The 20,435-nt window shown below is 36.2% G+C and carries 20 protein-coding genes; 13 read left to right on the forward strand and 7 right to left on the reverse strand.

Annotated features, from left to right (window positions below; all coding sequences use genetic code 11):
* Positions 1-23 precede the first annotated feature (23 nt).
* The gene (gene secG / locus ACWPWS_RS12265) at positions 24-374 is read left to right on the forward strand and encodes a preprotein translocase subunit SecG (RefSeq protein ID WP_209785796.1); all 351 of its coding nucleotides are present in this window, start codon (positions 24-26) and stop codon (positions 372-374) included.
* 51 nt (positions 375-425) lie between these two features.
* Here secG and ACWPWS_RS12270 read toward each other — a convergent pair whose 3' ends face one another.
* Together ACWPWS_RS12270 and recR are read right to left on the reverse strand one after the other, a co-directional pair.
* Positions 426-1,259 (reverse strand): glycosyltransferase family 2 protein, encoded by an 834-nt coding sequence (locus ACWPWS_RS12270; protein ID WP_454046680.1) that lies wholly within the window; start codon positions 1,257-1,259, stop codon positions 426-428.
* Between the two features lies 1 nt (position 1,260).
* On the reverse strand, positions 1,261-1,872 hold the full coding sequence (recR, locus tag ACWPWS_RS12275) for a recombination mediator RecR (RefSeq protein WP_209785798.1): 612 nt from the start codon (positions 1,870-1,872) through the stop codon (positions 1,261-1,263).
* Positions 1,873-2,122: 250 nt separating this feature from the next.
* Here recR and ACWPWS_RS12280 point away from each other — a divergent pair, with 250 nt between their 5' ends.
* From ACWPWS_RS12280 to ACWPWS_RS12300, 5 genes are all read left to right on the forward strand, one after another.
* Positions 2,123-2,728 carry a hypothetical protein gene (locus ACWPWS_RS12280; protein WP_454046681.1) on the forward strand — a complete coding sequence of 202 codons (606 nt, stop codon included), beginning with the start codon at positions 2,123-2,125 and terminating at the stop codon, positions 2,726-2,728.
* 23 nt (positions 2,729-2,751) lie between these two features.
* On the forward strand, positions 2,752-3,243 hold the full coding sequence (locus tag ACWPWS_RS12285) for a hypothetical protein (protein WP_309513371.1): 492 nt from the start codon (positions 2,752-2,754) through the stop codon (positions 3,241-3,243).
* 84 nt (positions 3,244-3,327) lie between these two features.
* A complete protein-coding gene (locus ACWPWS_RS12290; protein ID WP_454046682.1) occupies positions 3,328-4,770 on the forward strand; it encodes an aminoacyl-histidine dipeptidase in 1,443 nt (480 codons plus the stop codon).
* Between the two features lie 212 nt (positions 4,771-4,982).
* Complete coding sequence (locus ACWPWS_RS12295; protein WP_454046683.1) at positions 4,983-5,564, forward strand: LOG family protein; 582 nt, start codon at positions 4,983-4,985, stop codon at positions 5,562-5,564.
* 18 nt (positions 5,565-5,582) lie between these two features.
* Positions 5,583-5,951 carry a hypothetical protein gene (locus ACWPWS_RS12300; RefSeq protein WP_454046684.1) on the forward strand — a complete coding sequence of 123 codons (369 nt, stop codon included), beginning with the start codon at positions 5,583-5,585 and terminating at the stop codon, positions 5,949-5,951.
* Between the two features lie 75 nt (positions 5,952-6,026).
* Here ACWPWS_RS12300 and ACWPWS_RS12305 read toward each other — a convergent pair whose 3' ends face one another.
* Together ACWPWS_RS12305 and ACWPWS_RS12310 are read right to left on the reverse strand one after the other, a co-directional pair.
* Positions 6,027-6,356: a 2Fe-2S iron-sulfur cluster-binding family protein gene (locus ACWPWS_RS12305; RefSeq protein ID WP_076356547.1), complete on the reverse strand. Its 330-nt coding sequence runs from the start codon at positions 6,354-6,356 to the stop codon at positions 6,027-6,029.
* Between the two features lie 12 nt (positions 6,357-6,368).
* Entirely contained in the window at positions 6,369-7,424 is a 1,056-nt protein-coding gene (locus ACWPWS_RS12310) for an NAD(P)/FAD-dependent oxidoreductase (protein ID WP_034697025.1), read from the reverse strand.
* A gap of 153 nt (positions 7,425-7,577) precedes the next feature.
* Here ACWPWS_RS12310 and ACWPWS_RS12315 point away from each other — a divergent pair, with 153 nt between their 5' ends.
* Positions 7,578-8,348: a DUF3108 domain-containing protein gene (locus ACWPWS_RS12315; protein ID WP_454046685.1), complete on the forward strand. Its 771-nt coding sequence runs from the start codon at positions 7,578-7,580 to the stop codon at positions 8,346-8,348.
* Between the two features lie 286 nt (positions 8,349-8,634).
* On the opposite strand, the gene pheS is transcribed toward ACWPWS_RS12315, so the two are convergent.
* A complete protein-coding gene (pheS, locus tag ACWPWS_RS12320) occupies positions 8,635-9,645 on the reverse strand; it encodes a phenylalanine--tRNA ligase subunit alpha (RefSeq protein WP_047429302.1) in 1,011 nt (336 codons plus the stop codon).
* A gap of 127 nt (positions 9,646-9,772) precedes the next feature.
* Entirely contained in the window at positions 9,773-10,432 is a 660-nt protein-coding gene (locus ACWPWS_RS12325) for a YceI family protein (protein ID WP_105684498.1), read from the reverse strand.
* A 75-nt stretch (positions 10,433-10,507) separates the two neighbouring features.
* Between ACWPWS_RS12325 and ACWPWS_RS12330 the strand changes: the two genes are divergently transcribed.
* Entirely contained in the window at positions 10,508-11,443 is a 936-nt protein-coding gene (locus ACWPWS_RS12330) for a sulfate/molybdate ABC transporter ATP-binding protein (RefSeq protein ID WP_454046686.1), read from the forward strand.
* Between the two features lie 306 nt (positions 11,444-11,749).
* On the opposite strand, the gene ACWPWS_RS12335 is transcribed toward ACWPWS_RS12330, so the two are convergent.
* The gene (locus ACWPWS_RS12335; RefSeq protein WP_105684500.1) at positions 11,750-12,094 is read right to left on the reverse strand and encodes a zinc ribbon domain-containing protein YjdM; all 345 of its coding nucleotides are present in this window, start codon (positions 12,092-12,094) and stop codon (positions 11,750-11,752) included.
* A gap of 458 nt (positions 12,095-12,552) precedes the next feature.
* Here ACWPWS_RS12335 and ACWPWS_RS12340 point away from each other — a divergent pair, with 458 nt between their 5' ends.
* From ACWPWS_RS12340 to ACWPWS_RS12360, 5 genes are all read left to right on the forward strand, one after another.
* The gene (locus tag ACWPWS_RS12340) at positions 12,553-13,758 is read left to right on the forward strand and encodes an RsmB/NOP family class I SAM-dependent RNA methyltransferase (protein ID WP_309513368.1); all 1,206 of its coding nucleotides are present in this window, start codon (positions 12,553-12,555) and stop codon (positions 13,756-13,758) included.
* 187 nt (positions 13,759-13,945) lie between these two features.
* On the forward strand, positions 13,946-15,613 hold the full coding sequence (locus ACWPWS_RS12345) for a GLPGLI family protein (protein ID WP_454046687.1): 1,668 nt from the start codon (positions 13,946-13,948) through the stop codon (positions 15,611-15,613).
* Between the two features lie 320 nt (positions 15,614-15,933).
* Positions 15,934-17,601 carry an asparagine synthase B gene (gene asnB / locus ACWPWS_RS12350; protein WP_309513366.1) on the forward strand — a complete coding sequence of 556 codons (1,668 nt, stop codon included), beginning with the start codon at positions 15,934-15,936 and terminating at the stop codon, positions 17,599-17,601.
* Between the two features lie 421 nt (positions 17,602-18,022).
* Positions 18,023-18,865, forward strand: a complete 843-nt coding sequence (locus tag ACWPWS_RS12355; protein ID WP_454046688.1) for a hypothetical protein — start codon at positions 18,023-18,025, stop codon at positions 18,863-18,865.
* A 139-nt stretch (positions 18,866-19,004) separates the two neighbouring features.
* Complete coding sequence (locus tag ACWPWS_RS12360) at positions 19,005-20,408, forward strand: MFS transporter (RefSeq protein WP_454046689.1); 1,404 nt, start codon at positions 19,005-19,007, stop codon at positions 20,406-20,408.
* Positions 20,409-20,435: the final 27 nt, after the last annotated feature.

Genomic DNA, 20,435 nt, shown 5'->3' on the forward strand with positions numbered 1-20,435 from the left:
CATTCAAAAAGATATCAGAATTAATGGATACTATATTTACACTATTGATGGTTCTTGTTATGGTTGCCAGCGTTTTATTGGTAATTATCGTTATGGCACAAAATCCAAAAGGAGGAGGCCTTTCCAGTACATTCGGAGGTGCATCATCAGCACAGTTCGGGGTACAAAGAACCAATGATTTCATGGAAAAAGCAACATGGACTCTAGGCGGAACTATCATCGTTCTTATCCTTTTAAGCGTTGTTATTACAGGTAAGCCATCTCAGGCACTTCCTGCACAACAGCCAGTAAAGAAAGAAGCGCCGGCAAAACAGTCAGCACCTGCTTCTTCTACAACAACTCCGGCACAGACACCTGTTGCTCCGGCAAAATAAGAAGAACATTATCTTACATACAAAAAAAGCAACTCAAATTGAGTTGCTTTTTTATTTTAACTTGATCTTTTCAATCTGATGGCGGAGCTTCAACCCAGCCTTTAAAAATGAATACTGCACAGGTTTTGATTCTTTATAATATTTATCAATAAAAATCTGCATAGCTCCATAAAATCTGTTGAGGTATACCTCATCTTTAACCGTGCTTTCGCCCTTGTGATGAAGAATAGAAACTTTCCCGTAATAGAAGTTCTTATATCCGTTTCTTAAAAATGTATAACAGAGATCAATATCTTCGCCATACATGAAGTAAGCTTCATCAAGCCCTCCTATTTTCTCATAAACGTCTTTTTTAGCCAATAAAAATGCTCCGGTAATCACTTCCACTTCTGCAACAGCATTTTCTTCTATATCGTCTCTGTAATAGGATTTGGAGCTGTTTTTTTTAAAATTGGTAAACAGCTTTTCAAAAGAATTGAACATATCCGGAACCGAACGCTTACTTTCAGGAAGAAAATTCCTTTGTGTATCATGCATTCTCACTCCAAGACATCCGAAAGAAGGCTGTAAGTCTGCAAAATCCAGGAGTTCTTTCATATAAAACCCTTCAAATTCAGTATCAGGATTCAAAAGCAATACATATTCTCCTTTTGCGGTTTTTATAGCCTGATTATTAGCTTTTGAAAAACCACCATTCGTTTCAGAAGAGATAAAATGTACATTGGGAAACTCCGGAATAAGATCTCCCCAGGAACTATCCGTAGAAGCATTATCAATGACAATAACTTCATATTCTATCTCCTGTACGTATTTCTGAAGAGACACGAGACAGCTTCTGAGCAATTGGGTCACATTATAATTAACAATAATAACAGACAGCTTCATATTAGTCTTTTTCGTTGTACGGCAACCTGTTGATAATAGATCTTCCTAAAGAGATTTCATCAGCATATTCCAATTCGTCCCCTACTGAAATTCCTCTTGCAATGCTTGAAAAATTCACATTGAAATTTTTAAATTTCTTATAAATATAATACGCGGTGGTATCTCCTTCCATGGTGGCGCTCAATGCAAAAATAAATTCCTTTACCTTTCCATCATTCAGTTTCTTTTCTATACTTGGGATATTTAACTGGCCAGGCCCTACTCCTTCCATCGGAGAGATTTTTCCGCCAAGAATCAGATATTTCCCTGTGTACTTGCCTGTATTTTCAATAGCAATTACATCACGCACATCTTCAACGATACAGATCAGTTCACCATTTCTCTTTTCATTGCTGCATATTTCACAGATCTCAAAATCTGAAAAATTATGACATTCTTTACAGTACTTTATTTCGTTGACAAGGTTAATCAGGGAGTTTCCAAGACTTACAGCTCTGGAATTGGGTTGCTTCAATAAATGTAATGCTAACCTCAAGGCCGTTTTCCTACCAATTCCGGGCAATCCTGAAATCTCATCAACTGCCTTTGCCAACACTTTACTAGGGTAATCCATAGGTACAAAAATAAGGATTAATGTTCAAAGTTTTAAGGCTTAGTTGAAAGTGAATGGTCAATGGTCAATTCGCTGTGCTTGTGAATTTGTATAAAGTGATTATTGACGATTGACTTTGCGCAGCAAAAATTGATAATTGACCAGGAATCCAATGTCTCAATATGATATTTTAAATTTCTCCCATACCTGAGAACTCTAAAAAAACCTCTATATTTGCGGCTTAAATTAAATATGAAAAAAATAAACTAACATGGTACTTAACAATCTTAATTATCCTCTGGATTTCAAATTCAAAATCACTACTTTAGCAAGTGACTTTAACATTACTGACAAAAACGGTAATTATGTAGCATATGTTCGTCAGAAAATGTTCAAGTTAAAAGAAGATGTTGTCGTTTTCAATGATGAAAGCAAGTCTAAAGAACTTTTCAGAATCAGAGCAAATAAATGGATTGACTTCAACGCCTCGTATTCTTTGAATGATCTTATTGACAATAAAAACTTCGGTAGATTAGCCAGAAAAGGAATGCGTTCTATCTGGAAAGCGAGTTATGATATTCTGGATGCTCACGATCAGCCTAAGTTTAAGATTCAGGAAGACAGTGCATGGGTAAGATTCTGGGACAGCTTTGTAGGGGAACTTCCTATCATCGGAATGTTCACAGGGTATTTCCTTAATCCATCTTATACGGTAACTGGTATTGATGGGAAAGCTTACTTCAAGCTGAAAAAAATGCCTTCATTCTTTGGAAGAAGATTCCAGCTGGACAGACTGATCGATATTGATGACGAAGAAGAAAGCCTGGTAATCCTTTCTTTATTAATGATGACACTTCTTGAAAGAGCAAGAGGATAAACAAATAATAAAACCACAAACACATGAAATATTTAATCATTTTATTTTCCGCATTTCTATTGGTAGCCTGTAAAAAGGAAAAAGAAACGGTTTCAGGTTCTGCTTCTGTAGATTCTTTACATATTACCAAAGACTCAGCTTCAGTAAAACCTTCGTCAGGAAATATTCTGGTGGGAACCATTCCGTTTCCTAAAGAAATCAAAGAGTGTTCCTGCTATTTTGCAGCAAGCAAAACTGATTTTGAAAATGAGAGATATATCTATGCAGATGATGCCGGAAAAACAGCTTATATGATGCTGGATGGTAAAAGGCTGGCCATGAATCTTATCTCATCAAGTGATATGGAGGTAGATGAATTGCTTACCAAAGAAATAGAAAATGATGATTACAAAATTTCTGTAAAGGGTAAAAAAATAAAAGGCGAAGAAGCTTTACTGTTTGAAGGAACTCTGACAATAGAGAAACCAGACGGAACTACATTTACTACTCCCATCTATGGAGAATGCGGATGTTAATAAAAGCGAAATCATACAACAAAAATGCTTCTGTATCTCACAGAAGCATTTTTTATTTTGTAAATTTGAGAAAAATAAAATTCAATGGAATTATCTAATATAGAACCGCAGATTATCTGGAAAAATTTCTCCAAATTAAATGCTGTTCCAAGACCTTCAAAAAAAGAAGAGAAAGTAATCGCTTTTATCAAAGGATTTGGTGAAAATTTAGGACTGGAAACTACGGTAGATGAAGTAGGAAACGTTATTATTAAGAAACCTGCCACTGCAGGAATGGAAAACCGTAAATCTATCGTGCTTCAATCGCACCTTGATATGGTTTGTCAGAAAAACAATGACGTTAATTTCGATTTTGAAACAGAAGGAATTAAAATGGAAATTGATGGTGACTGGGTAAAGGCAAAAGGAACTACTTTAGGTGCTGATAACGGTTTAGGAGTAGCAACAATCATGTCTATCCTTGAAAGCTCGGATATTCCACACCCTGCATTGGAAGCTCTTTTTACCATTGATGAAGAGACAGGAATGACCGGTGCTTTAGGATTAAAACCAGGACAGCTGACAGGGCAAATTCTATTGAACCTTGACACTGAAGAAGATGATGAAATTGATATCGGCTGTGCGGGAGGTGTAGATGTAACCATCACTCAAACTTATGCCACAGAAGCTTCAAAAGGACAAATTGTAAGAATTGAAGTAAAAGGACTTCAGGGTGGACACTCCGGAATGGATATTCATAAAGGTTTCGGAAATGCCAATATTATTTTGGGAAGACTTCTTTACAGCGGTTTAGAAAATCAGAATATTGAATTGATTTCTATCGACAGCGGAGGTTTGAGAAATGCAATTCCAAGAGAAGGTGTTGCTCTAATTTCTGTGAGAAATGCTCAGGAATTTATTGAAAATATAACTGCTCTTAAAAAAGATATCTTAGAAGAATTTGCTACGGTAGAGCCCGGAATTCAAATCAATATTGAGAACTCTACCTCTTCTGACAAAACGATTTCAGAAGGAGATTCTAAAAAAGTGATCCTTACTTTAAAAGCTCTTCATAACGGAGTATACAGAATGAGCCCGGATGTAGCTGACCTTGTAGAAGCTTCCAACAACGTAGCCAGAGTAGAACTGAAAGGTGGAGAACTTAAGATTTTAAACCTTACAAGATCTTCTGTAGATTCTTCTAAATATTCAGTAGCAGAGCAATTAAAATCTGTAGCAGAATTAGCTGGAATGAATATTGAATTCAAGGGATCATATCCGGGATGGAAGCCAAAACCAGGTTCTGAGATCGTACAGCTGATGGAGAAACTTTATACTGAGAAGTTCAAAGAGAAACCTCATGTTGTGGCTTGCCACGCAGGTCTTGAATGCGGAATCATCGGAGCCAACTATCCTGAAATGGAAATGGTAAGTTTTGGACCAACGATCAGGGGAGCACATTCACCTGATGAGAAGGCAAACATTCCTTCAACTCAGAAATTCTGGAGTTTCCTGAAAGATATCTTAGCGAATATTCCTCAGAAATAGAATAGTAAAATGAGTATATTGAATATCCAAAGTCTTATGATTTTGGATATTTTTAATTTAAATTTAAAACATTAAGATAAATTAAGAAATAAAGAATTTTAAGCATCTGCAAGCAGATTGAAGCATACTGTTTTAAAATATCGTCAGGTATTTTCTTAACTCTTCATAATCACTTAAAAAAGCTTAATGGTTCAAAAAAACATAAAAAAATAATGAAAAGTATCACCGTATTCTGCGGCTCAAGTTTCGGGTCACACGACATTTACAAGGAACAGGCATTTCTGCTGGGACAAACCTTAGCAAAACAAGAGATACAGCTTATTTATGGCGGCGCAGATGTAGGATTGATGGGAACTATAGCAGATGGAGCATTGGCAGAAGGAGGCAAGGTCATTGGAGTCCTTCCTCACTTTTTACAAACCAAAGAAATTGCCCATAAAAATCTGACAGACCTTATCATCGTGGAAACCATGCATGAAAGAAAAACCAAAATGAATGAACTTTGTGATGGGGTTATTGTTCTTCCCGGAGGCTACGGAACATTGGAAGAATTCTTTGAAATGATCACATGGGCACAACTTGGACTTCACAAAAAACCGATCGGAATTTTGAATATTGACGGATTTTATGATGACCTGATCAAGCTGGTTCAGACCATGGTGGATAAAGGATTTTTAAAGCAGGTGAACAGAGATATGCTGTTGATCAGTGATGCCATTGATGATCTGCTGGAAATGATGAGAAATTATCAAGCTCCTACGGTTGGAAAGTGGATTTCTAAGGAGGAAGTTTAAAACGTTATATTTCTTTAAATGAATAACTACAACGTTAATAAAGAAATGCTTGGCGTTGCTACAGTATTTGTAACTATATTCGTTATTGTACCTGCTATTTCTTCTTATTCTAAGGAAGATTGTAAGACCGCGGTGGAAAGAGTCAAGAAGCAAAAATGTAAAATTAGAGTCGAAAGTATTGAAGGTATAAAATCTCTTAAGCTAAAAGGAACTATTCCTGAAAGCATTCAGCCTTGTGAATGTTATGACAACGGCCAATGGTGGGTTTCCTATAAAGATGAAATAGACCCTGGAGATTACTTTATAAAGAATGAAGGGGAAAGTTATTTCGAAATTATCAAAGAAGACACTCTCATCAGACATGAATTTACATGTTCGTCGGAATAAAACAGTAAACCAAATAAAAGCAAAACCCGTCCGAAAAATTCGAACGGGTTTCTTATTAAGATTAAAAAATATTTTCTAAGGATAAGGAGCAATTTCCACTTCGAGCCCTTCCATTGCATCGGCAATATGTAACTGGCATCCCAATCTGCTGTTGTCTTTCACATGGAAAGCTTCAGCAAGCATAGCATCTTCTTCATCTCCCATTGGTTCCAAACCGGGATCATTAATTACATATACCTGGCATGAAGCACACATCGCCATTCCTCCACATACTCCAATAGTACCTTCTTCTGCCAATTCATAGGAACGGATAATTTCCATTAAGTTCATGGACATATCCGTAGGAGCTACGACATCGTGGATTACACCTTCTCTGTCGGTGATTTTAATATTAACATCTGACATAATTCTGCAAAATTAGTCAATTTTTTTCACAACTGCCTTCTCTGCTTCTTTACGGCTTCCGTCAAATCCGTCAACACCACTTACGGTTGTATATTTTAATACGAATTTTTTACCCGGATTGAGTCTGTTATAAACACTCTGACACATCAAAGTAGCTTCGTGGAAACCACAAAGGATCAACTTCAGTTTTCCAGGATAAGTATTGATATCACCAATTGCGTAGATTCCGTCAATGTTTGTCTGATAATCCAAAGCGTTATTTACAACGATTGCATTTTTCTCGATATTCAATCCCCAGTTTCCGATCTCACCCAATTTTGGAGTCAATCCGAATAAAGGAATGAAATAGTCTGTTTCAATATCATAAGCTTCCTGTCCTTCCACTTCTACCGTGATAGCTTCTACTTTTCCGTCACCTTTAATACCGGTAACTTCAGCAGGCGTAATTAATTTAATTTTCCCTTGATTTTTCAGATCCTGAACTTTTTCTACAGAATCCAAAGCTCCTCTGAACTCATTTCTTCTGTGAATCAAAGTCACTTCACTGGCAACATTAGAAAGGAAAACACTCCAGTCCAAAGCAGAATCTCCTCCTCCGGCGATTACTACTTTTTTGTTTCTGAAATGCTCAGGCTCTTTCACGAAATATTCAAGACCCTTTTCTTCATAATCAGCAAGATTATCAAAAGTAGGCTTTCTAGGTTCAAAAGTTCCCAATCCACCTGCAATAGCAATTGCTTTACATCTGTGAACCGTTCCTTTGTTAGTAATCACCTCAAACCATTCATCATCAACCTTTGTATACGAAACAGCTGTTTCTCCCAAAGTAAATCCAGGTTGAAACTGTTTGATCTGCTCCATCAAATTATCCACCAATTCTCCAGCATTCACTGAAGGATAACCTGGGATATCGAAGATAGGTTTTTTAGGATAAAGTTCCGCCAACTGCCCTCCCGGCTGTGGAAGCGCATCAATAATATGACACTTCATTTTTAATAAACCAGCTTCAAAAACTGCAAAAAGTCCTGTAGGTCCCGCACCTATGATCAATATATCAGTGGTTATCATAATCTTTAAGATAATTTAATTATACATGTAACTGCAAATTTACTAATTTTAATGCGAAGCATATTTAATTGATTCTAAATAAAAACCTGAGATTTGTCAAATATCTATCATTTAAGATTTTAAATTTGGCAATGTTTTTGTAAATGTCTTGTTATGAAGAAAATTTTAAACCTTTTTGCCGTATTAATATTCTTTTTAGGCTCAGCCCAGATTGACAACATCGCAGACGGTGAATCTATCACACTTAGAATCCACTACGGCTTCCTTAATGCAGGAACAGCGAATCTTACTACCAAACAAACCAATTACAAAGGGGTACCTCATCTTTATGTAAAAGGCACAGGAGAGACTACTGGTGCCGTAAAAGCATTCTTCAAAGTGGAAGATTTATATGAAAGCTTCATCAATACGCAGACAGGATTACCAAGCTTCTATGTCAGAAATGTACGTGAAGGAAGCTATCGCCAGCATTTTGAAACCGTTTTCAATCATGATAATAACACGTTGATTTTAACAGATAAAAAAACTCCGGCCAATGGTTCTAAGGTTTTAAAATCTGTGAAAGGTGTTCAGGACATGCTTTCATGTTTTTATTATTTGAGAAGTAAAAGCCCGGACGAATTGAAGGTGGGAACCATCATCAATATGAATGTATGGATTGATGATGAAATGTTTCCATTTCAGTTAAAAGTAACAGGAACAGAAAATTTAAAAACAAAATTCGGTACAATTAACTGTTTGAAGATTATTCCATCTGTGAAGAGCGGAAGAGTATTTAAAGAAAAAGAAGGAGTAACCATGTGGGTTTCCAATGATGCTAACCATGTTCCTATGCTATTGAAGGCAGAGCTGGCAGTAGGCGCATTGAAAGCAAGTATTGATGATTACAAGAATGTAAAATATCCTTTAAAGTTCAGTAAATAGCAACGATCAGTTTTTTTTAAAAGATACAAGCCTGTAACATTTACAGGCTTTTTTTATTTCTAATGTAATAAATCCCTGACACCTGTTGTCTTTATTATAGAGGCAGCAATAATGAAACTGCAACATGTCAATACTTCATTGAGGTACCTAGCGGATTCGAACCGAAGTATGGGCATAAGAAACAGACACGTGTAAATTTTCAATAAGATCAGTTTTTAGTTACATTTTGTTTCTTAGGTCAGTAATTAAAAACAAAAAACCTCCGGAGCTCCGGAGGTTTGATTTTTTATAATGTTTTGAACTGTTCCAGTGTTCTGATATCATTTTCAAAGAACATTCTGATGTCACTCATCTGGTAAAGAAGCATCGTAATTCTTTCAATTCCCATTCCGAATGCATATCCCGAATATTTCTCAGAATCGATATTCACATTTTTCAGTACAGCAGGATCTACCATTCCACATCCCATGATTTCCAGCCATCCTGTTCCTTTTGTGATTCTGTAATCCGTTTCAGAGTTTAATCCCCAATACACATCAATTTCAGCACTTGGCTCTGTGAAAGGGAAGAAAGAAGGTCTCATTCTGATTTTAGATTTTCCGAAAAGCTCTGTCGTAAAGAACTGAATGGTTTGCTTTAAGTCTGCAAAGCTTACATTCTCATCAATATATAATCCTTCAATCTGATGGAAAATACAGTGAGAACGTGAAGAGATTGCCTCATTTCTGAACACTCTTCCCGGAGATAAAATTCTGATTGGCGGCTGGTTTTCTTCCATATAACGGGTTTGTACAGAAGAAGTATGTGTTCTTAAAAGAATATCCGGATTCTGCTCAATAAAGAACGTATCCTGCATATCTCTTGCCGGGTGGTATTCCGGAAGGTTAAGCGCCGTAAAGTTATGCCAGTCATCTTCAATCTCAGGACCATCTGCTACAGCAAAGCCAATCGATTTGAAGATTTCAATAATTCTGTTTTTTACCAGATTGATCGGATGTCTGGAACCCAATTCCAATGGAAAAGCAGGTCTCGTAAGATCTTCTTTTTCTACCACCACAGAAGATGTGGAAGCATTTTTCAAATCCTCCAGTTTTACAGCCACTGCCTGTTTCAAAGTATTGATCTTCTGTCCGAATTCTTTCTTTTGGTCGTTAGGAACTTCTTTAAATTTTTCAAAAAAATCATTCAGAACCCCTTTTTTACCGTTGTACTTGATTCGGAAGTTTTCGATATCTTCCTTAGAGGTAGCATTGAAGCCGTTTACTTCGACCAGTAGTTCTTCTATCTTTTCTATCATTATTTTACCCTTTCAAAATGTTTTGCAAAAATACGACTTTTAAGTTGAATATTAAGTCCGTCATAAAAAAATCTGCCTCTTTTTCGGGAGGCAGACTTCAATCACTTATTTCACTTAAATAAAAAAATTATTTCTTTTCTAAAGCTTTAACGCTGATCTGAAGAGTTACCTCGTCTTTAATCACGCCGTTTTCAGCAGGAGCCTGGAACTTTACGCCAAACTCTTCTCTCTTGATATCTTTCGGTTCAGTAGCTACACTTACTTCTCCATCTTTTACAGAAACATTAGCTTTAAACTGAACAGGTTTTGTAATTCCTTTAATCGTTAAATTACCATCCAAAAGAGTATTATAATCACCTTCTGTAGCCGGAGTAACCTTTGTAATCTCATAAGAAGCTGTTGGGAATTTTTCAACTTCAAAGAAATCACCGCTCTTCAGGTGGCCATTTAATTTTCCTAAATCTTCCGGGCTGTCTTTCAAGTCCACAGAAGTTAAAGAGTTCATATCAGCAACGAATTTTCCGCTTTCCAGTTTTCCGTCTTTCACCGTCACATCTCCACTTTCAAACCTGATGGTTCCAAAATGGCTCGTATTTTCAGATTTAAATACTTTATATCCCTTCCATTCAACCTTACTGTTTAGCGTATCCAAAGTGAACTGGCTACCTTCTTTAGTAGTCGTCACCTCATTACTCTCACTGGTAAGCGGTTTATCTTTTTTACAAGAAACCATTACAGCAGCAACAAATAATGCAGGGATAGCTATCGAAAACAGTTTTTTTCTCATTTTTGATTTATTTTTATTAGTTCCGCTAATATAATAAAAAAAATTGTGTTTTCATAAAAACCTTACATTTGTAATATGCTATTAGAAATAAACAATTTATTTTTCTCTCACAACAAAGAAAATCCCCTGTTTCAGAACCTTAACCTAAGGTTTGAAGAAAACAGAATTATAGCTCTTGCCGGAGAAAGTGGATGTGGAAAATCTACTCTTCTCAACCTGATTTATGGTCTTCTGGATTGGGAAAGCGGAGAAATTATTTTTAACGGTACAAAGCTTTCAGGCCCTAAAGGAAATCTTGTTCCCGGAGAGCCCGAAATGAAATTCGTAGCCCAGAATTTTGATCTTATGCCTTACGCTACAGTTGCTGAAAACGTAGGGAAATTTATTTCAAATATCAATTTAAAACAAAAAAAAGAAATCGTAACGGAACTTCTTGAGGTGGTAGGCCTTCAGGAATTTGCCCATGTACTTCCTAAATATTTAAGTGGCGGACAACAGCAGCGGGTAGCTATTGCCAGAGCCTTGTCTGTGCTTCCAAAGCTCCTGATTTTAGATGAACCATTCAGTAATCTGGATTTTCCGAGAAAAATTGAGCTCAGAGAAAGACTTTTCAGATATGTGAAGCAGCATGGAGTTTCTTTAATTATCTCCACTCATGAACTTCAGGATATCATGCCATGGCTGGATCAGATTGTCATTTTACAGGATGGAAGACTGATTCAGAATGACAGTCCGGAGGAGACCTACAGAAATCCTTATAATTCTTATGTGGCAAAATTATTTGGAGAAGTGAATATTTTCAGTGAAAATGAAGCTGAAGATTTCCAGCTTTCCAAATTTTCCTACTATCCCAAAGAAATAAAAATCACCGAAACGGGTCTTGAAGCCGAAGTTCTGGAAAGTAGATTTGCAGGAAATTATTATTGGAATAAATTGAGCGTAAAAGGAAAGGAAGTTTTTATGTATACTGATGAGAAAATATCAGGATTTGTAAATATTTCGTTTGCCTAAAAACTAAAGGGCAAAAGGGTAAAACAGCAAGGTAAATCATCATCAAATCCGCCATTACACCTTTTCGTTATTCTACACATAACGTATACATTCACTTATACTTATAAACAAAAAAAATACAAACATAAGAATCTGTTATAAAACTTTTTCTTACATTTGTATTTCCAAAGTATAAGGAAATTTTTGGTTATTTCTCTTTCTGCCTTCCAGACGGACATTAGCAATCTTGCAATTAAGTCTTATGAAAGATTACACTGTCCAATTTTTTCCTTTTCTTATTTTTAGGCCATAAAAAAAACAGTTTTCTTACGCTTTCTTTACAAACTCTGACTTAAGAGCCATTGCCCCGAAACCATCAATTTTACAGTCAATATTGTGATCACTTCCTGGTCTAAGACGGATATTTTTCACTTTAGTTCCAGCCTTTACCGGTTTTGGAGCTCCTTTTACAGGAAGATCTTTTACCACCACTACAGAATCCCCATCCTGAAGTTCATTTCCATTCGAATCCAATATCTTTCCTTCGTTTGCCGCTTCAGAAGCAACCTCAGCAGGATCCCATTCGTAGAAACACTGGGAACATACCATCAAATTATCGCTTGGGTAGGTAAACTCAGAACTGCATTTTGGACAAAGTACTGTATCACTCATATTTTTATTTTTTGCAAAGGTAGAGCTTTTTAGAGGTTGAAGTCAAGAGATAAAGTTCAGTATAGTAGATAATAAGCACACGTTAACATTACACAATATAGTGAATTAATATAAATTAAATAAACTTGCCGCAAAGAAAATAAAGGATAATAATGAACAGTGTATATTTTGTCAGCAAAAATTTTTCATTAAGCAAAAACATAGGTTTATTCGTTTTAAAGTGAAAGGTTACTATCAACAAATAAAAAAATATAAATATTCTGAAAATCTTTACAAATTCAGCATTAAAATTGAGTTCTATCCCTATAAAAATCAATAAACAGGTTGACCTTGGATCAATAATGTTAGATTACATTACTCTTTACTCAAAAGCTGCTCCAATTCCCAAACTAACAACTCAATCTTCAACTCTCAATTAAAAGTCGTATTTTTGCAGATTCAAACAGCGAAGCAAATTTATGGAACTTATTCACAGAAACTTGGCAATCGGGATTCACGATGCCTTACACGAAACATTTTTTGAGAAAAACAAATATGCCGATAAAGTTATTGAAAGACTTTTGAAGGCAAACAGAAAATGGGGAAGCCAGGACAGAGCCGTTGTTTCTGAAATTTTTTACAATATTATCCGTTGGAAAAAACGCCTTGAATACTATATGGGTGAAGGGGTAAAACCCAACAATATTTACAAATTGATTATTGCGTATTTACTTTGGAGTAAAACCAATTATAAAAAATTTGAAGAATTTGACGGAATCAAAATTGCCGACATTCTTACTAAACTTAAAAAGAATACCGTTCCTACAAAAGCAATAGAACATTCTATTCCTGAGTGGCTGGCTGAAACTCTTGAAAAAGAGCTGGGTGCCAAATGGGAAAGAGAAATGCTTGCTTTAAATGAGCAGGCTCCAACAGTTTTAAGAGCCAATTCTTTAAGAACAACCACCAAAGAACTTATTTCTGATCTTTCGGATGAAGGGGTTGTTTCTTTTCCTATTAAAAATTATCCTGATGCTGTTCAGTTGGAAGAAAAGAAAAATGTTTTCCTGACGACAGCTTTTAAAGAAGGATTATTTGAAGTTCAGGATGCCTCTTCTCAGAAGATTGGATATTTCCTTGATGTTAAAGAAGGACAAAGGGTTGTAGATGCGTGTGCGGGTGCGGGAGGAAAAACTCTTCACTTAGCAGCCATCATGAAAAACAAAGGTCAGATTATAGCACTGGATATCTTTGAATGGAAATTAGCTGAATTGAAGCGCCGCGCAAAGAGAGCCGGAGCTCACAATATTGAAACCCGTATGATTTCTGACAACAAGGTAATCAAACGTCTTCATGAAAAAGCAGACAGACTTTTGATTGATGCTCCATGTTCAGGTCTTGGAGTTTTAAAAAGAAACCCGGACAGTAAATGGAAAATCGATCAGGATTTTATTGACAGAATTAAAAAGGAGCAGCAACAAATCCTTCAGGACTATTCTAAAATGCTTAAAAAAGGAGGAAAAATGGTATATGCTACATGTTCTATCCTTCCTTCTGAAAACAACCTTCAGGTAGATGAATTCATCAAAAACAATCCCGGATTTAAAATGATTAAAGATGAAAAAGTAATGCCTAGTGAAGGCTATGACGGATTCTATATGGCTTTGATTGAGAGAATTTCTTAATCCAAACCCAATTGACAATACATACAACTACTCTATTCTTTGGAGTAGTTTTTTTATTTAAAAACCTTTTCAAAAAAATGTAACAATTTTTGTAACATTTCACCCCAATTGTCTACTAACTGTATAGATTAAAACTGTTTGATGCTGTAGAAAGTTTAAAATAACTTTGCAGTAAACCCGCTTATTTATGCATAAAAAAACTGCGCTCAATTTTCTGGCTGTTTTCTTATATTGTCTGTTTTCTGCACAGACATACGAAATTCAGTACACAAGTTCATACAACGGAAAAACAACAGCTGATCAACCCTCAACAATAGTCTGGGTCAATGAAAAAGAAAATTTCATTCTCAACAGTGCGATTAAAGAACAAAAGAGCAGCTATCCCTACGAGATCACTAAGGTAGAAAGACCATCAAACACCATTGTTTCTTATGCTTTTTTAAAACCCGGATCTATTATCTCAACATCAGATGCTGAATCAGTAGGAAAACAGGATTTTGAACTCACCAATGAAACCAAAAAAATCCTGGGATATACCTGTAAGAAAGCAGTTACAAAGGTCAATTCAAACACGATTGAAGTCTGGTACACTCATGATCTCAAACTGAAAGGCGGACCTTCTGTTTTGGGGCAAAATTTGGGATTGGTTCTGGAAGTGGAGAGAAATAAAAACTCTTTAATTACCGCAGTCTCCATCAAAAAAATCAAGAATACCGGCATTGAAAATATTTTAAAAGGAAATATACAGACAACAGATCAGTTAGGATATAAAGACCTGCTTTGGAAAAGCAGATTTACCATATTGACTGTTTTTAAAAATGAAACCATCAACTTCTCTGATACTTCAAAATCAGATGAACAGATAAAAAGATATGCCAACGGAACGATCATTCTGAAAAAAATAATATTTCCTACCATTACAGAAGGAGAAAATATTTTCGTAGAACTGAAACAGCAATCCAATGGAGATGCCTATGACAGAACCGGAACCGTATTCTTCATTCCGCAGGATAAAGAAAAGTCTTTTTTTGATGGATTGGAAAAAGGAGCAAAAATGCTTCCTGTCTACGAAAACGGAAACGGAAAACAATATTACGGAGTAACTTCCACTGATACCTATAGCCCTGCTATGGAAATGATGCGATTCTTTACTGCATTTGGAATTCAGAAGTTCAATCATATTCAGCTGAAAGGAAAAACCTGGCAAACCATCAGTCCTTACCGACAGGACATTACAGAATTGAAACCTTCTTTATCAGGAAAAGAACTTTGGGTTGGAATATTTATTGGCAACTATGATAAAGGCGGCCACAAAGTAAGCCTTGATATCACCATTCATAAAAGCGATCAGACCGTTCATAAAAACAATATAGCTATTCCTTTGTTCAATACTTTAAATATTATGGAAATGGCCGGACAGGACTACTCCACGATGTTCAATCAGGAGAAAGGACTTATGGTTAATTTCACTTTAAATAAAGATCTGAAAAACGCACAGCTAAGATATACCACAACAGGACATGGCGGTTGGGAAAACGGAGATGAATTTGTTCCTAAGGCCAATTCTATTGTTGTGGATGGAAATCCGGTGTTTTCATTTGTACCCTGGAGAACAGACTGTGGTTCTTACCGCCTATACAACCCTGCTTCAGGAAATTTTCAGGACGGGCTTTCATCATCAGACCTCAGCAGATCAAACTGGTGTCCGGGAACGGTAACCAATCCTAACTTTATCCCTCTTGGAGATCTTAAGGCGGGAAAACATACCATACAGATAAAAATTCCACAAGGCCCTACAGAAGGAACAAGTTTCAGTTCATGGAATGTTTCGGGAGCATTACTTGGAGTTCAATAAAAACAAAACCTTCTTGCATGAGAATTGCAAGAAGGTAAAAACACAAATGATGAAAAAAAATTATTTCGAGCCACAAAGTAAGGGGTAAAATTCATATAATTAATTACCATAGATTAATAAATATGTCATTTTTATTTCGTATGTAAATTTCATCAATTCCGGCTCAACGAAAAAAATTAATCAAAAACATGTCAATTTCAATAAATAGTTAAAATTTTTAACTTCAAAATACAAATTGATTAAAATTTTTCGCTTTTAAATATTTTTCATTGTTATTTATAAACATCCCTTCTACTTTTGTTCCATAAATAATAAAAATCATGTGTGGAATTGTATGTTTATTCGACGCCAAGCAAAAAACTGAAGTATTAAGACCTCAGGTATTGGAAATGTCAAAAAAAATCCGTCACAGAGGACCGGATTGGAGTGGAGTTTTTCAGGATGAGAAAGTAATTTTTTCTCACGAAAGACTTGCCATCGTAGATCCTACCTCTGGAAAACAACCTTTATTTACAAAAGACGGAAAAGTAGTATTAGCGGTAAACGGTGAAATCTATAACCATAGAGAACTCAAAGAAGAATTTCCGGATTATGAGTTTCAGACTCAGTCTGACTGTGAAGTCATCCTTGCACTTTACAGAAAATACGGAAAAGATTTCGTTGAAAAACTGAATGGAATTTTTGCATTCGCATTATACGACACTGAAAACGACATCTACCTTATTGCCCGTGATCACATGGGAATATGCCCTCTTTATCAAGGCTGGGACAAAAACGGAAACTATTATGTAGCTTCAGAATTGAAAGCACTTGAAGGAATATGTAAAAAAATCGAAACATTCTTACCGGGACATTTTCTGTACAGCCCTGACGGAACCGAGCTTCAGCAATGGTATACAAGAGAATGGGACAGCTTTGATCACGTAAAAGAAAACGAAACTGATATCTCAAAACTGAGAAAAGGTCTTGAAGATGCCGTACACAGACAATTGATGAGTGATGTTCCTTATGGAGTGCTCCTTTCCGGAGGTTTAGATTCATCAGTAATTTCAGCGATCACTGCAAAGTTTGCCCGTCAGAGAATTGAAAGCGGCGACACCCAGGAAGCATGGTATCCAAGACTTCATAGTTTTGCCGTAGGACTTGAGGGTTCTCCTGATCTTGCAGCCGCTCAAAAAGCTGCGGAACACATCGGATCTGTTCATCATGAAGTTAACTTTACCGTTCAGGAAGGTCTGGATGCAGTCCGTGATGTGATTTACCATCTGGAAACCTATGATGTAACGACTATCAGAGCATCTACTCCAATGTATCTTTTGGCACGAGTGATTAAATCTATGGGAATTAAAATGGTACTTTCCGGAGAAGGTTCTGATGAATTGTTCGGTGGCTATTTATACTTCCACAAAGCTCCCAATGCAAAAGAATTCCACGATGAGACTGTAAGAAAACTGGGTAAACTCCATCTTTATGACTGCTTAAGAGCCAACAAAGCGTTGATGAGCTGGGGTATCGAAGGCAGAGTACCTTTCCTTGATAAAGAATTTATGGATATTGCCATGACTCTTAATCCGCAAGATAAAATGATCAATACTGCTGAAGGGAAAATTGAAAAGTGGGTTTTAAGAAAAGCTTTTGAAGATCTTCTTCCGGATTCTATTGTATGGAGACAGAAAGAACAGTTCTCGGATGGTGTAGGATATTCATGGATTGACACCTTAAAAGAGGTTGCTGAAAAAGAAGTAACGGATGAGATGATGGCAAATGCCAGATTCAGATTCCCGCTAAATACGCCTCAGAACAAAGAAGAATACCGATACAGAACTATTTTTGAAGAGCATTTCCCAAGCGAAACAGCAGCTGCTACCGTTCCATCTGTACCGTCTGTAGCCTGCTCCACTCCTATTGCCTTAGAATGGGATGAAGCCTTCAAAAAAATGAATGATCCAAGCGGAAGAGCGGTGAAAGTGCATGAGACTTCGTACTAGGGGTTGATTAGTGAATAGTCAATCGTCAATCCGCTGCGCTTGTGAATCTGTTTCGTGATTCGAGGTTTCGGGTTTCGGGATATTTTAACGCGGAGTACACTAAGATATTTCTAATATTTAAAAATGATCGCAAGGACGTTTCACTCAGCAATAGACAAGTCGATTTCCTAGCTGAACGAAGTGCCTTTGCTAACGAAATAGATAAGATCAAATATAAACCTTGCGTTCATTGCGTTTGTTTTTCAATTATTTACCATAATAATTCGCTATTGACATTTATATTTTTCTCATTCAAACATCTAACTCCCTTAGTTATAATTTATCAATCCTGTAGCAATACAGGATTTTTTCTTGAATTAACAATAACAATATGGCATAATTTAACTCACAATCCAAAATAATATCTAATAAATAATTATATTTGGAAAACGAAAATATCAATTATAAAAAAATGAGAAGAAACCTTACTGTTTTATTTGTCTTATTATCCATAAGTTTTGCTTTTGGACAAGGAAAATACGGCAAATATCTGAATTCAAAGAAGCTTGCTTTGACTTATAAGAGTGTGAAAGATCAGGATAAAGATGACTACTACCAACAATACTATTGGCTTGTAAAAGCAGAGCAGCTGAAAACTTATCCTCACCTAAAGGATATCAAACCTATCGTTTTATATGCATTTGTAAAGTACGTAAACCCTCAGAATCCGACAAAAAAACTGGATGCCAGAGGTAAGGAGCTTAGAGCAACTGCAGAATTATCTTTGAATCAGTATTTTAAAAACAAGAATTTTGAAAACAATTCTGTTTTAATGTACAACCTTGAAACCTATGTAGATCCTTCTAAAGGATTATATTACACAAAGGTAGATCCTGAAAAGATTAAAGAACTGGTACCGAAAGAATTGTTTGCTTTCAACTCATTCAACAGAAATATGGGGGAAGAAAAAACATATTATCTTTGGGTGGATAAGAAAAAAGATGATCTGAACATTGTAGATATCATCCCTAATGAAAAAGAAGACAAAGCTTTCTACACAAGACTAAAACAATATCTTCCAAGTTATAAGTTTTCGAAATATGTTCCTTCTGTAAAAAAAGGAAACAAATCTGATAAAACAGACATCGAATATTATTACATCATGCCATTTGAGCAGAATACCGATAACATCGAATACAAAACAAAGGATTTCAAAACTTTCATTTTAAGCCAGTACAGAAAAGCTGGTGATGAATGGAAAGGAGTAGAAAAACCTAGAAAATAAATCAAAAAGTCCTGTGAAATCTCACAGGACTTTTTTAATTTTATATGGATTTCTTTATCTAAAGATTGATCCCGCTTAAAGCAGGCAGGTTCTTCAAATAAAAATAAGTCTGGAAGTTCTTCTATCCAGCCTATACCCAATGACAGAAGCAAACATACAACAGACATCCATAAAAAAAATACTACCACTTATTCTGGCTACTGCTATTTTTATGCAGATGCTGGATTCTACCATTCTGAATACTTCCCTGCCCTCTATTGCAAAAGATCTGAAAGAGTCCCCGCTTAATATGCAGAACGCCATCATCAGTTATGTTTTGACATTAGCCGTTTTTATGCCCGCCAGCGGATTTCTGGCAGACCGGTTCGGGACAAAAAAAATATTTATTTTTTCATTGGTACTGTTCAGCTTAGGTTCACTGTTTTGTTCCCTGTCTCAAAATCTTACTCATCTTGTTATTTCAAGAGTTATTCAGGGGGTTGGAGGAAGTTTGATGACTCCCGTCGGAAAATTGGCACTCATTAAAACCTTTGATAAGAATGAACTGCTTAAAGCCATGAACTTTGCCATTATTCCAGCGCTTATCGGGCCTGTACTGGGACCATTAGTCGGAGGCTATATGGTAGACTATCTTTCATGGCACTGGATATTTCTAATCAATATTCCGATCGGTGTTCTGGGAATACTTTTAGGATTAAAATTCATGCCCAATTATAAATCCGATGATGTTGATTTTGATTTAAAAGGTTTCTTAATCTTTGCAGCCGCCTCTCTCCTGCTTTCTGTTTCATTGGAACTTTTTGGAGATATGCAGAATATTACTCCTGTTTTGCTTGTATTTATCATGGGTTTCCTGTTTTTATACTATTATTACAAACATGCAAAAAGAGGAGGAAATCCTATCTTCCCGTTAAATCTGTTTCAGGTAAGAACTTTCCGTGTAGGTATTGTAGGTAATCTGGCCACGAGATTAGGAATCAGTTCTGTTCCGTTATTGCTGCCGCTGATGATTCAGATTGCCTACAAACAGTCTGCTGTAACTTCAGGCTGGATTATTGCTCCTATGGCACTCACAGCAATCTTCGGGAAATCATCCGTTATTAAAATCCTGGATAAATATGGCTATCGGCAGACTTTAATGGTCAATACATTCATTATCGGAACCTTGATATGCCTGCTTGCCATCCCTGATATACACACTTCCCTGTATTGGTTCATTCCGATTATTGCAGTGCTAGGTTTTTTCAACTCGATACAGTTCACCTCCATGAACACCATTTCTATTGCTGATCTCCGGAACTTCCAGACCAGCAGCGGAAACTCTTTAATTTCGGTGAATCAACAGCTGGCCATCGGTTTTGGAATTGCATTTGGGCTGATTGTTTTAAAACTTTTTGAAAACACAGATCTTATCAAAGGAGAAATCCACAATGCATTTCGATATACTTTTCTTACTGTGGGCATATTGACAATTCTCTCAGGATTCGTCTTCAGAAGACTGCATATCTCAGATGGTAAAAACATGAAATCGAAGGAAGAATAGTTAAGGACAAAAGCAAAGCTGCTATTA

This window comes from Chryseobacterium sp. Marseille-Q8038 (assembly GCF_965111995.1).

Bases quoted from the DNA above. Each gene is read 5' to 3' on its own strand.
- ACWPWS_RS12285 (WP_309513371.1), top strand. From the start codon at position 2,752: ATGAAATATTTAATCATTTTATTTTCCGCATTTCTATTGGTAGCCTGT.
- secG (WP_209785796.1), top strand. From the start codon at position 24: ATGGATACTATATTTACACTATTGATGGTTCTTGTTATGGTTGCCAGC.
- ACWPWS_RS12340 (WP_309513368.1), top strand. From the start codon at position 12,553: ATGGAACTTATTCACAGAAACTTGGCAATCGGGATTCACGATGCCTTA.
- ACWPWS_RS12305 (WP_076356547.1), bottom strand. From the start codon at position 6,356: ATGTCAGATGTTAATATTAAAATCACCGACAGAGAAGGTGTAATCCAC.
- ACWPWS_RS12345 (WP_454046687.1), top strand. From the start codon at position 13,946: ATGCATAAAAAAACTGCGCTCAATTTTCTGGCTGTTTTCTTATATTGT.
- asnB (WP_309513366.1), top strand. From the start codon at position 15,934: ATGTGTGGAATTGTATGTTTATTCGACGCCAAGCAAAAAACTGAAGTA.
- ACWPWS_RS12315 (WP_454046685.1), top strand. From the start codon at position 7,578: ATGAAGAAAATTTTAAACCTTTTTGCCGTATTAATATTCTTTTTAGGC.
- ACWPWS_RS12300 (WP_454046684.1), top strand. From the start codon at position 5,583: ATGAATAACTACAACGTTAATAAAGAAATGCTTGGCGTTGCTACAGTA.
- ACWPWS_RS12270 (WP_454046680.1), bottom strand. From the start codon at position 1,259: ATGAAGCTGTCTGTTATTATTGTTAATTATAATGTGACCCAATTGCTC.
- recR (WP_209785798.1), bottom strand. From the start codon at position 1,872: ATGGATTACCCTAGTAAAGTGTTGGCAAAGGCAGTTGATGAGATTTCA.
- ACWPWS_RS12335 (WP_105684500.1), bottom strand. From the start codon at position 12,094: ATGAGTGATACAGTACTTTGTCCAAAATGCAGTTCTGAGTTTACCTAC.
- ACWPWS_RS12325 (WP_105684498.1), bottom strand. From the start codon at position 10,432: ATGAGAAAAAAACTGTTTTCGATAGCTATCCCTGCATTATTTGTTGCT.
- ACWPWS_RS12295 (WP_454046683.1), top strand. From the start codon at position 4,983: ATGAAAAGTATCACCGTATTCTGCGGCTCAAGTTTCGGGTCACACGAC.
- ACWPWS_RS12330 (WP_454046686.1), top strand. From the start codon at position 10,508: ATGCTATTAGAAATAAACAATTTATTTTTCTCTCACAACAAAGAAAAT.
- ACWPWS_RS12280 (WP_454046681.1), top strand. From the start codon at position 2,123: ATGGTACTTAACAATCTTAATTATCCTCTGGATTTCAAATTCAAAATC.
- ACWPWS_RS12290 (WP_454046682.1), top strand. From the start codon at position 3,328: ATGGAATTATCTAATATAGAACCGCAGATTATCTGGAAAAATTTCTCC.
- pheS (WP_047429302.1), bottom strand. From the start codon at position 9,645: ATGATAGAAAAGATAGAAGAACTACTGGTCGAAGTAAACGGCTTCAAT.
- ACWPWS_RS12360 (WP_454046689.1), top strand. From the start codon at position 19,005: ATGACAGAAGCAAACATACAACAGACATCCATAAAAAAAATACTACCA.
- ACWPWS_RS12310 (WP_034697025.1), bottom strand. From the start codon at position 7,424: ATGATAACCACTGATATATTGATCATAGGTGCGGGACCTACAGGACTT.